This window comes from Nonlabens sp., assembly GCF_051251825.1.
In the GTDB taxonomy this organism is placed as follows: Bacteria; Bacteroidota; Bacteroidia; order Flavobacteriales; family Flavobacteriaceae; genus Nonlabens.
In genome coordinates this window covers 91,749-107,133 of the sequence record NZ_JBPOGG010000008.1, presented here as the reverse complement: position 1 = coordinate 107,133, position 15,385 = coordinate 91,749, and the positions used below count along the sequence as shown (strand labels likewise).

The window sequence follows — 15,385 nt, the reverse complement described above, 5'->3', positions numbered from 1 at the left end:
ATCTGCAACAATCATATATTTGATAAAATCTCTAATACTATCATCATCAACTCCATAATATTGGTCATCTACAAGTAACTCCCAAAATGAATCTTCTTCTGCCTCTATGTCTGCAAGCGTTGTGAACTTGTTATTCAAAAGATTTTGGCATACTTCTACAAAGGTCGATGCTACATAGTTTCTAATGATACGCTCTCTGTATTGGTCTAAGCTTTCATCTTTAGTATCAAAGCTATTTGGATTGATATAAGCAGTGACATATCCTGCAATATTAGAAGGACATTTAGCTATTTTCTTTTGTTGCTTCTTAATTTCTTTTTTGGTCAACGCTTCTTTTTCAGCATCATTAAGACAAGATGCGTAGAGCATTCTGTCTTTATCTGCATTCTCTTCAATACCCATTAAGATTTGGGATTCTATTTGCTCGATACTCTTATCAAGTATTAGTAATTCTAATTTTGAAAATTCTTCCATAGCTTAATTAAGATATTGATCTACTGCTTTATCCAGTTCTGAGTTAATAATTTTTGCGTAAATCTGTGTGATACCAATATCACTATGGTCCATTAATTTTGAAACGTGCTCAATGCGCATCCCTTTATTTAATGCCCTGGTAGCAAATGTGTGTCTGCTTAAATGAAAAGTCAAATTAAATGGTAAGTCTATTTTGTTACCCATTGCTTTAAGATACTGACCTACGAGAGCTGTTTTTCTGCGTATCTGGTCTGCTCTATATTCTCTATCCTTAAAATACCTTTGTGTAATCTCTCCAAAAGGAAATACGGTGTCTTCTGGACTTGCATTTGCTGTATGATACTTTTCTAAAATATCAATCGCAGTACTACCTATTTTAAAGCTGTGCGGATTGTTAGTTTTACAAATGGTCTTAGATATGCGTTGCTCTTTTTTATTGTAGTGCTTCCATTTTAATTCTAATACATCACTAAACCTTAAACCACCTGCAAAGACTGAAAAGATAAACATATCTTTTACTAAAGGTGCTTGCGCTCTTTCTGATACTTCTAAATTGATTAAGGCTTGTAGCTGTTCTTCATTTAGATAACGCCTATTGGTCTTTTCTTTCTTAACCTTATACTTATCAAATGGAAATAGACTTCGTGGTATTAAATCCTCTTTCTGTGCGTTACGGAACATTAAGTTAAGTATGCGCAAAGAAAAATTTATAGTTGTATTGTTATTACCTAAAGTAGTACCGCAATAGCCTGCATAATCTTTTATCATCGTTACCGTAATATCCTCAAAAGCTACATCTGTATGGCCAATAAAAGTTTCAAATTTTTTGAGATAAGTAATGTAATTACGGTATGTGGAATATGACAAGGTGTTTTTCTGTTTCTCACATCTGCCATAAGAGTATTCAAAGAAATTTGTAACAGGTTTACCCTTTACAACTTCTTTTAACTTGCGAGCTGAAACACTTATGTTTCTGCGTTCTATATCTGCTATCTCTCCTTGTGCATCTGCAACTTTAGTTGCAAGATATGCGTTAAGCCTTGTTGAGCCTTTATGATTCTTTTTTACACGCTGTTTGGCTTCATCCCATTCATTTAATGCTACCTTTATACCTAATGATATAAATTTAGTTTTGCGGTTTTTGATGAGCCTAAGATAAATAGGTGCTTCTCCTGAAGCATCTACCTTTTGTTTCTTTAAAATAAGTTTTACTGAAGCCATAATGTACTCTGGTATAAGACTGTGCAAGCAAGTGCAATAGAGTACTAAGGTACAACAATTGGTACAACAAACACTGCATTTACGTGTTTTTATTTGCACTTTATTGCACTAATATTTGATGTAAAATGCCTATTTATAGGCTATTGAGAGTATAAGAGTGAAGATAGGTACAACAATTATACAACACTGTGTATAAAACATAGCTAATAAGTGCTAATCCGAAAGGTTTGTACTTATTCACAAAGACCGCCAAATTTTTAATTTGGCTTTAAAAGAGAAAAATTAAAACAAAATTTAAAAATTCGGCTTGTGTGTTATCCGAAAATTATCGCTTATTTTCAGCGCTACTTTTCATATACAAAACCGTTAGCACCAATTTGAATGAACCATAACGCACAGCTTAACGCAGTATTAATTTTCGAATACGCATTTAACTTATTGGAAGCGGAAATGAATAGAGGCTCAAAGAGTATTGGAGCACGTGAAAAAATTCTTGAAGTTATAAATGCTCTTCCGGAGAAATTGGAAAATCCTACTATAGAAAAACTATTAAGCCAAGTTCCAATCATTAAAAGTAATGACAAACTAATGGCAACTCAATTTATACCAGCAACAATGATAATATCATTTTGCAATGAACTTGCACTAAAAGCATTAATTCATCAGACAAATGGAGTCAACCAACGTGGACATAAATTAAGTGATCTAATATCACATTTGAGTGAAATAGAAAGGATTGGAATTAAACAAGAAATGACATCTGAATTGAACATTTCAGATTCGGAATATGATTCTTTGCTGAACACAAATGATGACGGATTTATAAAGTGGAGATATTTTTACGAAGGTGGACCAAGTGCCAATTTATTGTTTTTAAAATCTATGTTTAAAGCAGTGAAAAAGAGAATTACTTGGGATTAATACATCAATGTTTAAATTAAGCAAAACTAAAGTGAAAAACAACGCCGCTTCTTCATTAATTGAAGATACAATAATTCTAAACTCATAGATGCAATCGTTTGATTCTAGAGCTTTTTTCATAGAATTAGTTGAAGATAAAACTAAAAAAGTCCCATTGTGCATCAAATCACAATGGGACTTTTTAAGTAAAACAGAAGATCTATTTAATAGTTGATATAAACCCAACTCGCTGTATCTTCTTGACTAGGATCGTTATACTGAATGACATAAAAGTAAGTTCCTACTGGTAATAAACCATCACTTGCAAATAATCCTTTGTTAGGAATACCAGCAAACTCTACATAGTTTTCACTTCTAGTTTCATACAACTCTGCTCCTGCTCTGTTATAAATTTTAAGAACAAAATTAGGGAACTGAGCTTGTAGTCCAGGAATAGAAAAAGTATCATTTACTCCATCATTGTTAGGAGAAAAACCTTCTGGAAAAATGACTTCACAAGACTCAAAAATGATTTCAAATGAACTGACATCATAACATCCACCAGCATTATTTTCCAGTCTAGCATATAAGATACTAGAGTTTCCTGATGGATTAGGTATGGAATAAATGGAAGATAATGGATTCGTATTTGTATCAGCATCTGCTTGAGTGGCGTGGTAGGTTAATGTAAAATCACTCGTGTTATAACCATTATAAAGTTGATCATCTTGAACACTTAAGTCAAATGAATTTTGACCTACGGCTATGTTTTCATCACAAATATTAGTTATAGAAGTTGCTACTCCTATTACCGGTGTTTCTGATAATTGAATATCAAAACTACCTGTTCCAAAACAGTCATTACCGTTCACTCTTGTAAAGACAGTTGTAGTTCCTAAACCTACATTAATAGTAGTAATAGCATTAGTTCCAGCAGCTGCGTCTATGTTATTATCATAGTAGGTAACTACAAACGCTCCAGCAGCTTGACCATTGAGTACTTGAGTGTTAAATTGAGATAAATCTACATCTTCTGTTCCGTTTCCATCGTCATCACATAATACTTGAGTTGCAATGGTACCTACTACAGGCGTGTCGTTTACCACAACATTAAATTGTGAAACACCATCACAACCAGGTGCATTTAAATCGATCACTTTAATGAATATGGTTTGTGAATCAACTGCAGTGTTTGTAAAATCTGTAGGAGTTGAAATTGCATTTGCATCTGCAAAAGCATCTGCCTGAGAAGTGTAGTACGCAAAAGCAAAATCGGCTGGATTTCCACCATTTAAAATAGCTTCATAAACCGTAAGGTCAAAAGCGCTAAAACCATCATTATCTACATCGCATACTTCTATGTTAGTTTGAGCAGCATAAGTAGGTCTGTTTTTTACCACTACATCAAACGTAGAAGTTCCTACACATGCATTAGGTGCTGGATCTTTTGTAATACGTACATATAGTGTAGTTGTTCCCGTTGGAAAATTATATGGCATGGTAAGAGCCGCTTGATTAGCATCAGCATCTGCTTGTGAGAGATGATAGCTTATCAAATTATCAGCTGCTACTTGAGCGCCTAAAATAATACCATTTTCTACTACGGTAAGATCTCTAGATTCCATTCCGTCTTGATCATCATCACACAGGACTACAGTTGGAACCACATTTGCTACAGCAGAGTCTTCTATAGTGATTACTTGATCGTCAACTGTTGTGTATCCAAAAGCGGTAACCGTAAGTGTTACTGTATAAGATCCTGCAACACCATATGCATGTTGCGGACTAAAATCAGTACTCGTAGTTGAGTCTCCAAAATCCCAAAGGACATTTGATGTAGAACATAACTCTTCATATCCAGATTCAAATTGCACGTTAGTTCCTAAACAAAAAGTAGTTGCTTCATTTCCTAGACTAGATGTAAATCGATCACCATCAAAAGCGGTAACATCTAATTCAAAAAAGCTTGAAACAAAAGGTGGTAATCCTTCTCTCACCTGCATAGTTGCTGGTAATGTAACTCCATTGTGAACATAGTTTGCACCAGTACCTACTACATTAGGATCATTAACTACTCCTAAGTTTTGAGTAAAAGTTCTTGCATGATATATTTTCTCATCGATACCTAATTGCAAAGCTCCACGACCTTCACCAGTTTCAACAGAAATTTCCACTGGATTATTTTCCCAACCTGCTGCTCCAGCAGTATTGTATTGATACAATCTCTTAATATTATTAGTAACCGGTAAATTATTAATAGAATTGCTGTTATAATTTACATACACTAATTCACTGTTAGGAGAAAACTCGATCCCATAAGTATGAACAGATGCAATGTTAGGACCACCTAGTTTTACAGCATTTGTTGCCAGTCCTGTAGCAGTATCATAATCAAAAACAACGGCACCATTATCTAATCCTGTAAAACCAAATTTAGTTCCATCAGGACTTACTTTGATCTGACCTATAAAGTCGTCCATGTCTATACCTGGAACATTAGGAGATCGTACTCGATTTGCATTACCACCGCTTACCATTCCGTTAGTCGCTGGATAGGATTCGATTCTACCGTTTGATTTTGTTAAAATGATCCAGTAACCGTCACCAGCAGCATTTTTAACTGCCGCTATTTTTTCTTGAGTATTACCAGCTATGCTTATGTTTTTTTGGTTAGAGACCACATCACCTAATCCACCGTTAAGCGACATATCCACAACACTATATTTCACGTTTGTATATACGGTGATGATGATGTATAAATTGGAGTTTTGAAGATCTGGAATAATGATAGCACTTTGTGAAGCTGTGCTGTTTCCAGATAATCCTGTACCGTTAGGCATAGGATTTCCAGCATTATCCCATACTGTAGAACCATCACTATAAAATAATAAATTACCGCAAGAGTCAGATATGGTAGAACATCCTTCTATAGTACTTAAGGATCCTACTGGACCAGTAACTGGCGCCGCAGTATTGAAATCTAAACTGGCGTTTTCTCCAAAAAACCACCACGCAGCTTCTCCTTGAGCCATAGCCATAAGCGGCATGATAGCTATAATTAGTAATAAAAGTTTTTTCATAATTGGCTGTTTTGTTGTTTTGGTTATTGTTGTTTAATTAGATAACAGTTAAGGACGTCGTTTTCCTACTGTCGTTTGATTAATTTTTAAGTTTTTGTTGATCTCGCTTTCGCGAAAGCGGAATTACCAACACCATCATCGCTTTAAAGTAAAATGTCCTTTGAAATTTCTACCGTCAGCCAGTTCAACGAGGTACCAGTAATCACTTGAAGGCATGGGCTGATCATTATAAGTTCCGTCCCAACCTATACCCGTCGGGCTAATTTGTTTCAATAATTTACCGTAACGGTCAAAAATGTAAATGTTTGCATCTGGGATTTCATCACCGGCATACACTTGCCAGAAGTCATGAAATCCATCTTCATTAGGAGTAAAATATGGTGGCGCACCTAAGATAACTACGCGTCGTTCTACCGTAGCACATCCATTGCGATCCCTAACATAAACGGTATAAACTCCAGGTAATAAATTATCAAATGACCTACTATCTTGATAATCAATATTATCTAAGGAATATTGGAAATTTTCAGGATTATTAATCATTACTAAAATGCTATTAGTGTTGATCTCAAATTCATTAACGATGATATCGTTTATGACTGGCAAGTCTCCTTCTAGTACGGTAAACATTACTGTATTTTCACAACCTTGGGCATTTCTTACCGTTACCGTATAAGTACCTGCAGTATCGACCGTTATTGTTTGAGTAGTCTCGCTAGTACTCCAATCGTAAGATGTAAATCCAGCGCCAGCGTCCAGTACCTCATCTATACCTGCACAAATAGTTACTGTACTAGGTGCAGCAACATCAGGTTTTGCAAACACCTCAATATTAAACATACTGATGTCAAAACAATCTGAATTATCATTATTAGTAAGTCTTACATATATAGTTTGTGGACTAGAGGTATTGTTATAATTAGCATTTAAAGAACTCGTATTATTTGCTGCATCATTGAATGTAGCATGATAACTCACCGTAAAATCTGCTGCATTTAAACCATTAAGCGCCACATTATTTTGTACCGATAAATCAAATAGCTCCGTACCATCATTACTCATATCATCACAGGTATCTAAATCTGTTAATGCTCCTACAGTAGGTTGTACACTTACTATAAGATCAAACGAAACCATGTCAAAACACTGACTATTAGTATTTGATTCTATTCTAGCTGTTATAGTTTGAGTGCTTGTGGTGTTAGAAAATGGAGAAGTTAAGTCGCCAGTATCATTCATCGCATCATTTTGCGTTAAGTGATAGGTGATTGTAAAATCTGCTGGGTTTTGAGTACCTAGAACTTCAGCATCGGCCATGGTGAGGTCAAATAGTTCTGTGCCATCATTTGAATCATCATCACAGGTCACCATATTTTGAACTGGATTTGCAGTTGGTGTAGGGCTAATAACAAATTGGAATGTGGTAGTGTCATAACAATCTCCGTTTAATCCATTATCTATTCTTGCAAACAAACTAGGTGTAGCGCTACTTACAGTATATGGACTTGACAACGCATTGGCATCTGCATCAGCATCGGCCTGGCTGGAGTGGTAAGAAACTATAAAGTTTGCATTAGTCTGTCCATCTAAAATTGCTGTGTTAAATTGAGATAAATCTACATCTTCTACACCATCATTTGAAGTATCATCACAAACCACAATATCTGCTGGAGTACCAGCTAATGGTAAAGCATCAACTATTAAATCAAACGATGTTGTATCATAACAAGCTGTATTTGAATTACTTTCTATTCTTGCGTATAATGTCTGTCCTGTACTGCTATAAGGAGAAGTAACTGGAACCGCACCACCGGTAGTTCCTAAATCAGCATCTGCCTGCGAGGTGAAAAAGTTTATGGTAAAGTCAGCACTATTTTGTATTCCTAATAGGGCTGTCGCTGCTGGATTTAGATCAAAGTCTTCTGTACCATCATTAGAAACATCATCACACAGTCTTATATCTCCTACCGGATTTGCTACTGCCTGACTGCTCAAGGAAAGCATAAACGATGTGGTATCATAACAATCTTCACTTTGAATACTATGTATTCTCACATACAAGGTAACATCAGTCGTTAATGTATAAGGTGAAGCAACAGGATTTGTATTAGAATCAGCATCTGCTTGGTTTGCAAAATATAGAACTGAAAAGTCTGTCGCACTTTGTGTTCCCAGAACGTCGCTATCTAGAGTTGTTAAGTCTATATCTTCAGTACCATCATTAGACACATCATCACATAATTCTTGTGCTGCAATAGTATTTGCCGTAGGTGTATCTACTACGACGATATCAAATTGTGTTTCGCCATCACAGTTAGGACTTGCTGTATTCTCAACGGTTACAAAAATAGTTTGTCTATTAATAGTTGTATTTGGGAATGGGTTAGTAACCAGAATAGGATTCGTTTGAGCAGCAGCGTCTGCAGCGGTATTATAATAGGTGAACGTATAACCAGCAGGATTTCCACCATGAATATCGTTCTCTATAGTTGTAAGGTCAAATGTGGAGAAACCGTCATTATTATCATCACAATTTACAAGATCATTAGGCGCCGTAATCGTTCCACCACTACCTACGATAATATCAAAACTGGTAGTGTTAGGACAAGTGGTAAGTGCGTTATTCACAATTCTTGCAAAAACGGTTGTTGTTCCTACGTTGAAAGTAGCAGGCATGGTTAATGGATTTGTTCCACTATCAGCATCGGCTTGAGAGCTGTGATATGTAATAGTATAGTTTGCGGCAGTTTGTGTGCCCAGCACTTGAGGATCTTCAATAACCGTGAGATCTCTAATTTCACTACCATTACCATCTGTATCACATATACTTACATTATTAACTGGATTTGCTGTTGCACCAGTAATGATAATATCATTAGTAGATGTAAAAGTTTGTCCACCAAATGTGAGATCCAGAGTCACCGTATAAGTGCCAGTAGCAGTATATTGATGCGTAGGACTTAAAACCGTACTCGTGTTTCCATCTCCAAAATCCCAAATCACTGTGGTAGAAGGACATAAATCGTAAGCTGTAGCGGTAAATTTAATTGTGTCAGTGATACAAAATGTCGTTTGGTTAGGCGCATTAAGTCCTAAACTAGCATCTGTTGCATAAAAGTCATTTCTAAAAAAGGAAGCTACAAATTGTGGTAATCCTTCTTTACTAGCACTTGTTCCTCCTAGCGCAAATCCATCATGTACATAGTTACATCCAGTTCCTACTACGTCTGGATTATTAATAACGGCAAGGAATTGCTCACATGTTCGATTGGCATAAATTTTTCCATCTCTAGCAATTTGTAAATGACCACGATTAAAATCATTAGGATTATCATAAATAGTGGTTACCGCATTATTAACATTAGGAGCTGTTAAGTCATATTGAGCAAACGCTCTATGATTACTATTTCCACAACTATTTCCAGAACCAGCGCTACTCAAGTTTGCGTAAAGAAGTTGGCTATTAGGAGAAAATTCTATTCCATAAAAGTTTTTTGCGCTGTTTACGGGAGATTGTAATCTTACTTCATTAGAAATAACACCTGTTGCGTCGTTGAAATCTGCAACAACACATTTATTATTTCCATTAGAAGAATTTGCAATGCGAGTACCATCTGGCGAGATTTTAAGCAAACCATACGAACCATATATATTGAAGTTGGCTAGGTTAGTAACCACCGGAGCTCCTACTCCATTAACATCTACAGGAAAGGCATAATAAACATCTCTATCATAAGTAACTACCCAGTGACCAGATCGATCTGAAAAGAGCGTTGCCGCAACTTTCTCATGTCTAGTATCTAAGAGATACACGTTTTTTTGACCAGGCACAACATCACCTAATCCACCATTTAAACTCATATCTACCACCGAATAGTGTAATCCACGATCAGAACCAGTTCCGTGATGAAAAATATAATATTTACCAGGTATAAAAACATCTGGAACGATAAGAGATTGAGAGCGAGATAAATCTGAGTCACCTTCTAGATTATTCCCATTAGGCATTACATTATTTGCATTGTTCCATACTTTTCTTCCATTTGTGTAAAAAAGTAAGTTCCCACATTTATCAGATACCGTTGCGGTACCTTCATAGTAAGTACATGGACTTGTACCTGCATTTACCGGTGCTCCACTATTAAAATCAACAACAGGACCTGTGGCGCCAGGAAATTGATTCACCTCTCCACCAAAATGCCACCATGCCGATTCTCCTTGCGCTTGTATTTGAAAACTAAAAAGAAATAGCAACGAGAAAATGAATATCTTTCTTAAAATCATGAATTAGGGCTGTTTACAATTGTTTTACTTCGTACCCAATCCAATGTTTTACACCTTAGAAATGATGGAATCAATTCTAAGTCTCGTTTAAAACTTGAGTAGCTTTTCTCCTGGGCTGCAAGAAAAAAAGCATACCGCTGTCAATTTTAAAATCTGCTATAATATTATAGACTGTTAGTACATGGCTAATTTAAATTTAACATATATATAAGAAGTCTGTTAAACGTCAACAGAGGTGTGAAATACGTCATAAGCAATAATTAAATCGATAAAGAGCTGGTTTTACTCGCTTTCGCGAAAGCGTAGAGTTAAAATTCATTTCAAGCTATTGAGAAAAGTAAGCTAGATCATCGATGAACAACACCTTGTTATGAAAAACCGAATGGACCAAAAAGACATCATTTTACTTTATTACAGACCAACTACATCTTACTAATTGGTTCAAATATTCAATTCTGATGCATTTGTTATTTTAGTATTTTTAGAAGATTAAGTTTAAAAGAATGGCTTGTGTTAATCTGAAAAATGATCGCTTATTTTTAGGACAACTTTTTACATTATAAGTGATAGCCGCACATTTTAGAAACATCGAGATTGAATAAAAATTGACAGATTATGGGAATGGCTACAAGAATATATGGGTGTATAACCGAATGGGATCATGGATTAATAAATTCTGAAATACAAAACGGAATCAATACACACAACCAAAATATAATTGAAAATTTACCATTACAATCTGAATGGCCACCTCTCGTTAGAAAAATGTTTGCCATAACTGATAATTCTGATTTTAATCATGAAGGGCCAAATTTCGCCTATGGTGGTAGGTTAATTCATTTTGGAGCAAATTTAAAATCTGTGGAATATGAATGGAAAGAATGGAAAGTTAAGTTTGAAAAGCTTTTATCAGAATTAATATGGTCGCACGCTGAAGTTCATTTTGTAACTGAATATACTGAAGTTCAAACATTTCAATGGTGTATAAATTCTAGTAAATTACTAAAAGAAAATAAGAGAGAAATTACAAATCCAATTGAGAGAAAATTTTGGGATTACGAAGGAATTAAAACTTGGGATGAATAAACAATCCTATCTCAATTAATTTAACGAAGTCTTCAACTTACAATGAAAATCATCAAAACCATCCTAACCTACTTAGCCTGGATCTTACTCTGCTTGTGTTGTGGATTTCTTTACATGCGCATTATTCTGGGTAAAGAACCTGAGCCTGCCACTGGTGTGTTGAGTATGTTTAATTGGCTACATGAGTATGTATTATTCTATGTAGGTGCGATTATAGGTTCTATTATAGCATTTATATATGTGGTTGTTGATTTAAGTTATTTAAAAAGTAAACTAAAATTTCAACCTTATAAATTCTTAAAGAGAATAGGCGTGATTCTTTTAATTTCCGTTATAGTAGGTGTCACTCATTACATGCTGGAAAAAGTAATAGACGTTATTTAAATCTAGCAGAATAGAAAAAGCTCAAAGATTTCAGTTATTGAAGTCTTTGAGCTTTTTAATTTTTTGTAATGATTCTATTTATGAGTCAGCACCCATAATTCAACTTCTTCACTGGATCTCCAGGTTTGTTCTCTTGTCGTTTTATCTGAGGCTGTTTTTACACGCTTTTTAAAGCATCGTTCTAATTCAAATCTATCGTGATGCGCGATTTCATTTTCTACAGGATGCTCGTTTGTTACGTCTGTAATCTTGGCTAGATTTGAAAAGATAATTAAAAGTTTACCGTCTGGTGCTAGTCTCGTTTTCGCAGCAGCGAAAAAATCAGGAAATAATTGCTCTGGATAATAAATGGCCTCATCTGTACGGTCATCGTCACTAGAAATAGGCAACCACGGCGGATTAAACACAATCAACTCTGTTTCTTTTTCCATACTACCGAATAACGGCGCACATTCAAGATCTATCTTTCGGGATAACTTTGTGTCTCCCATAAATTCTTGTAATCCTATAATCGCGTTAGGATTAATGTCTGTTCCATGAACTTTTTGAAATCCATGAGAAACCATTTGGAAAGACAGTATACCACTACCTATCCCTACGTCTATTGCAGATTTTTTAGGTCCTTCATAACGCTTTAAAAAATTATCAAAAACGGTTAAGTGATCAAATCGAGTCGGGAAATAAACGCCGTAGTAAGGATGAATTTTATTCCTTAGTGTAGGTACTGAAATACCGTTCACATACCACTGCCAGGAACTGTTGAGTCCTTGAACTTGTGGAAATGTGAGTAAGAAATTTTGGTTTCCATCATATAATTTCTCGAGCCAGCCTATACTGGGTGCTTTTTTTACATCAATTTGATAATTAATGATTTCAAGTAACACTAGATTGGACAGTTTGTGATAAGCTGAGCGATATTCTCGCTGCTCTTTAAATGTCTTGTTAGGCATTTTACTCTTTAAATACTGCTGTAATTCTTTAAGCAGCACTGCTCCATTACTATAATCACCTGCGATGAGAACCGGTTTTCCCGCTTCTAGAGCTTGGATTGTTTTCTTAGGTTCTGTAGAGAGATCAAAGATTTCTAATCGTTTTCCTGTTACAAATGGTGCTGGTTTAAGAGCCGTGATGTCTTTATTCATGTGTGGAGTTTGAATGGAAACCTTTTGCACATGAACGTCGTGAGCAAAAAACAACTATTATAATTATTTAATTATTAAGTAGTTGACAATGCTCGTTAAAAAATCCTCCTTGCGAGGAACTTAGAAAAGAAAAGAGAAAACTATGTGGTAAAGATACTTTTTAATAGCTGATTATTGAGAAGGAAACACGTTTCAAAAAATGGAAACCACTAAAAAGCCCAAGGAAATGAATCCTTGGGCTTTACACCTAATTTAATAAACCAAATATCCCTTAGGTGAGTTTTTAAAATTGCTCTGTGATTATGGACAAGCAACTAAGTCGTACAATGCATTTACTAGAGTAGTATTACCAGTTGCACTATCATCAAATCTTACATAAGTACTTTCTTGTGCTCCTAATGTTAAGCTATCCATAGAAGATACTGGATTAACTTGTGCAAGTGCATCTGCCTCAGTATCGTAGTATGCAACAGTTTCTGTAGAAGAAAGGTTCCAAGCAAAGATGTCATCTAGGTCGATATCTTCTACTCCATCATTATTTGTATCACATACAGAGAATGTAAAGTCTCCACCAGCTGGAACGTTAGATCCACCACCAGAATTTCCACCACTCATCCCGAAACATGCTGTAAACGCAATCTCAAGTTCTGTGAAAAGCTCTGTATCACTATTTACTGTTACTAATCCTGCAGTAGTACTCAATGATAATGGGTAACCAAATGCGATAGAGTCTGTCGCATTAACAGTTCCAAAGAATGTATCTAATTCCTGATCATTATTTACAGTAACTGTAGAGATAGCCTGACCGCTCGCATCAAACGATGATACAGTGAATGGATACACAAAATCTACACACACCGCACTCGATGCTACTGATGTAGTACTTACTAAATTCTTAACCTGATTTACAAGTGGAGAATCTACAGAGATTGTCGCTTCTTGACCTAGGTCTTGATCGTTGTTGTCTTTTTCACAAGACGTTAATGTGAACGCTGCTACTAAAAGTAGTAACATCATTTTTACTAGGGCTGTTTTGTTAGTCTTCATAATAATATAAGTTTAAATTGTTTCTATACTTATATAACAACCTATACTTTAAAAGTCCTACCCTAGATTGTGATTATTTTTAAAAATTAATTTAATAAGCTCAAACCAACTGCTATCATTGGCATTAGGTGAAATCTATTATTTTAAAAATGGACTGTTCTATTAAATATTTTAAATAAAACTTTACAATAAATGGGAATAGCATAAAATTGAACCTCTTTAATATTGCTGTGCTTTTAATAATGGCTCGTGGGCTTTCGTTCCTTGCTTTCGCGAAAGCGAATTATAAATAGATCCAGGACAGAACTTATATAGTTTTAAAACAGAGATTCATAACAGTTATGTAAACCAGTAAGAATTAATATCAATAAGCGTATGATTCATCTCGTAGAATTATTAAAACCATACCCTTAATTAATGGTTGCGTTTTTAGGGTGAAAAAAGCTACCATTGTTGAATACATAGCATAAAAATCGGGTGCTTGAATAATAATTGATTAGAAAATATGGACTATAAAAAAAAGCTCGAAGAAATGAATCTTCGAGCTTGCTGTCCAAATAGACCTGTGTATTTCAAGGGGAAATTTGCGGTCTTAATAAATTATGGACATGGAACTAAATCGTACAATGCATTAACTAATGTCATATTACCTGTTGCACTATCATCAAATCTTACATAAGTACTTTTTTGAGTTCCTAAAGTTAATGTGTACATAGATGTTACTGGATTAACTTGTGCGAGAGCATCGGCCTCTGTATCATAATACACTACTGTTTCAGTAGATGAGAGATTCCACGCAAAGATGTCATCTAAGTCTATGTCTTCTACACCATCATTATTCACATCACATACTGAGAATACAAAGTCGCCGCCTACTGGTCCACCGCCAGAGCCACCACCAGAACCGCCACCAGTTCCAAAACATGCTGTGAATGCGATTTCTAACTCTGTGGCCAATTCCACATCATCGTTTACAACTACTAATCCTGCTGTGGTCGATAATGTTAGTGGATAACCAAATGCGATATAGTCTGTATTACTAAGTGTACTAAAAAACGCATCTAATTCTTGATCATTATTTACAGTCACTGTTGCAATCACCTGATTTGTTGAATCATAAGATGACACAGAAAACGGATATACAAAATCTACACACACCGCACTTGATACTACTGATGATGTACTTACTAAATTCTTAACCTGATTTACAAGCGGAGAATCTACAGAGAGAGATTCTTCTGCACTTGTATCTTGTGAACTTCCATCCTTTTCACATGATGTTACTGTAAATGCTGCTACTAAAAGTAGTAACATCATTTTTACTAGTGTCGTTTTATTGGTTTTCATAATCTTAAAGTATTAAGTGGTTCTATACCTATATAACAACCCAAACTTAAAAAGTCCTACCCTAGTTTTAATCTTTTTTTCAAAAAACTTTATGTAAATTCTAATAATCCACATTATTGCTGGGTTCAGCGCTCATTTCAATATATAAAAAAAGCCCAAGGAATTTAATCCTTGGGCTTACTACCTATCTTAGCGAACCAAAAATTTAGGGCTATCTATGGTTCAACGTTAGTTTATGGACAGGTAAGTAAATCATATAATTGTCTTGAAATTGATGCTCACAACAGTTTTATATTTTATAAATAGGATACAATTACCACTACGAGTAAGTTTATAAAAGGCTAATTCTTTCAACTTAAGGATATCGTAGTTTAAATGGTTTCTATATGGATATAACAACCTAACTTTAAAAACTCCTAC

At 35.1% G+C, this 15,385-nt stretch carries 10 protein-coding genes; 3 read left to right on the top strand and 7 right to left on the bottom strand.

The window, feature by feature from the left end; all coding sequences use genetic code 11:
- Positions 1–474 (bottom strand): hypothetical protein (locus ACSHWW_RS10900; protein ID WP_435682488.1); only part of this gene is annotated, 474 nt, incomplete at its 3' end.
- Positions 475–477: 3 nt separating this feature from the next.
- On the bottom strand, positions 478–1,695 hold the full coding sequence (locus ACSHWW_RS10895) for a tyrosine-type recombinase/integrase (RefSeq protein ID WP_435682487.1): 1,218 nt from the start codon (positions 1,693–1,695) through the stop codon (positions 478–480).
- A 381-nt stretch (positions 1,696–2,076) separates the two neighbouring features.
- On the opposite strand from ACSHWW_RS10895, the gene ACSHWW_RS10890 reads away from it, so the two are divergent.
- Positions 2,077–2,616 (top strand): hypothetical protein, encoded by a 540-nt coding sequence (locus ACSHWW_RS10890; RefSeq protein WP_435682486.1) that lies wholly within the window; start codon positions 2,077–2,079, stop codon positions 2,614–2,616.
- A 203-nt stretch (positions 2,617–2,819) separates the two neighbouring features.
- Here the strand turns inward: ACSHWW_RS10890 and ACSHWW_RS10885 are convergent, their stop codons facing one another.
- Both ACSHWW_RS10885 and ACSHWW_RS10880 read right to left on the bottom strand, forming a co-directional pair.
- Entirely contained in the window at positions 2,820–5,675 is a 2,856-nt protein-coding gene (locus ACSHWW_RS10885) for a gliding motility-associated C-terminal domain-containing protein (protein WP_435682485.1), read from the bottom strand.
- Positions 5,676–5,810: 135 nt separating this feature from the next.
- Positions 5,811–9,959: a T9SS type B sorting domain-containing protein gene (locus ACSHWW_RS10880; protein ID WP_435682484.1), complete on the bottom strand. Its 4,149-nt coding sequence runs from the start codon at positions 9,957–9,959 to the stop codon at positions 5,811–5,813.
- A gap of 615 nt (positions 9,960–10,574) precedes the next feature.
- On the opposite strand from ACSHWW_RS10880, the gene ACSHWW_RS10875 reads away from it, so the two are divergent.
- Both ACSHWW_RS10875 and ACSHWW_RS10870 read left to right on the top strand, forming a co-directional pair.
- Positions 10,575–11,045, top strand: coding sequence for a hypothetical protein (locus ACSHWW_RS10875; RefSeq protein ID WP_435682483.1), 471 nt, complete (start codon positions 10,575–10,577; stop codon positions 11,043–11,045).
- 42 nt (positions 11,046–11,087) lie between these two features.
- Positions 11,088–11,429, top strand: a complete 342-nt coding sequence (locus tag ACSHWW_RS10870) for a hypothetical protein (RefSeq protein WP_435682482.1) — start codon at positions 11,088–11,090, stop codon at positions 11,427–11,429.
- Between the two features lie 74 nt (positions 11,430–11,503).
- Here the strand turns inward: ACSHWW_RS10870 and ACSHWW_RS10865 are convergent, their stop codons facing one another.
- The 3 genes from ACSHWW_RS10865 to ACSHWW_RS10855 all read right to left on the bottom strand — a co-directional run bounded on the left by ACSHWW_RS10865 (position 11,504) and on the right by ACSHWW_RS10855 (position 14,965).
- Positions 11,504–12,571, bottom strand: coding sequence for a methyltransferase (locus ACSHWW_RS10865; protein WP_435682481.1), 1,068 nt, complete (start codon positions 12,569–12,571; stop codon positions 11,504–11,506).
- A 300-nt stretch (positions 12,572–12,871) separates the two neighbouring features.
- Positions 12,872–13,618, bottom strand: coding sequence for a hypothetical protein (locus ACSHWW_RS10860; protein ID WP_435682480.1), 747 nt, complete (start codon positions 13,616–13,618; stop codon positions 12,872–12,874).
- A gap of 600 nt (positions 13,619–14,218) precedes the next feature.
- Positions 14,219–14,965, bottom strand: coding sequence for a hypothetical protein (locus ACSHWW_RS10855; protein WP_435682479.1), 747 nt, complete (start codon positions 14,963–14,965; stop codon positions 14,219–14,221).
- Positions 14,966–15,385 lie beyond the last annotated feature (420 nt).

Coding starts and splice junctions, on each gene's coding strand:
- ACSHWW_RS10865 (WP_435682481.1), bottom strand. CDS start 12,571: ATGAATAAAGACATCACGGCTCTTAAACCAGCACCATTTGTAACAGGA.
- ACSHWW_RS10860 (WP_435682480.1), bottom strand. CDS start 13,618: ATGAAGACTAACAAAACAGCCCTAGTAAAAATGATGTTACTACTTTTA.
- ACSHWW_RS10895 (WP_435682487.1), bottom strand. CDS start 1,695: ATGGCTTCAGTAAAACTTATTTTAAAGAAACAAAAGGTAGATGCTTCA.
- ACSHWW_RS10875 (WP_435682483.1), top strand. CDS start 10,575: ATGGGAATGGCTACAAGAATATATGGGTGTATAACCGAATGGGATCAT.
- ACSHWW_RS10880 (WP_435682484.1), bottom strand. CDS start 9,959: ATGATTTTAAGAAAGATATTCATTTTCTCGTTGCTATTTCTTTTTAGT.
- ACSHWW_RS10855 (WP_435682479.1), bottom strand. CDS start 14,965: ATGAAAACCAATAAAACGACACTAGTAAAAATGATGTTACTACTTTTA.
- ACSHWW_RS10870 (WP_435682482.1), top strand. CDS start 11,088: ATGAAAATCATCAAAACCATCCTAACCTACTTAGCCTGGATCTTACTC.
- ACSHWW_RS10890 (WP_435682486.1), top strand. CDS start 2,077: ATGAACCATAACGCACAGCTTAACGCAGTATTAATTTTCGAATACGCA.
- ACSHWW_RS10885 (WP_435682485.1), bottom strand. CDS start 5,675: ATGAAAAAACTTTTATTACTAATTATAGCTATCATGCCGCTTATGGCT.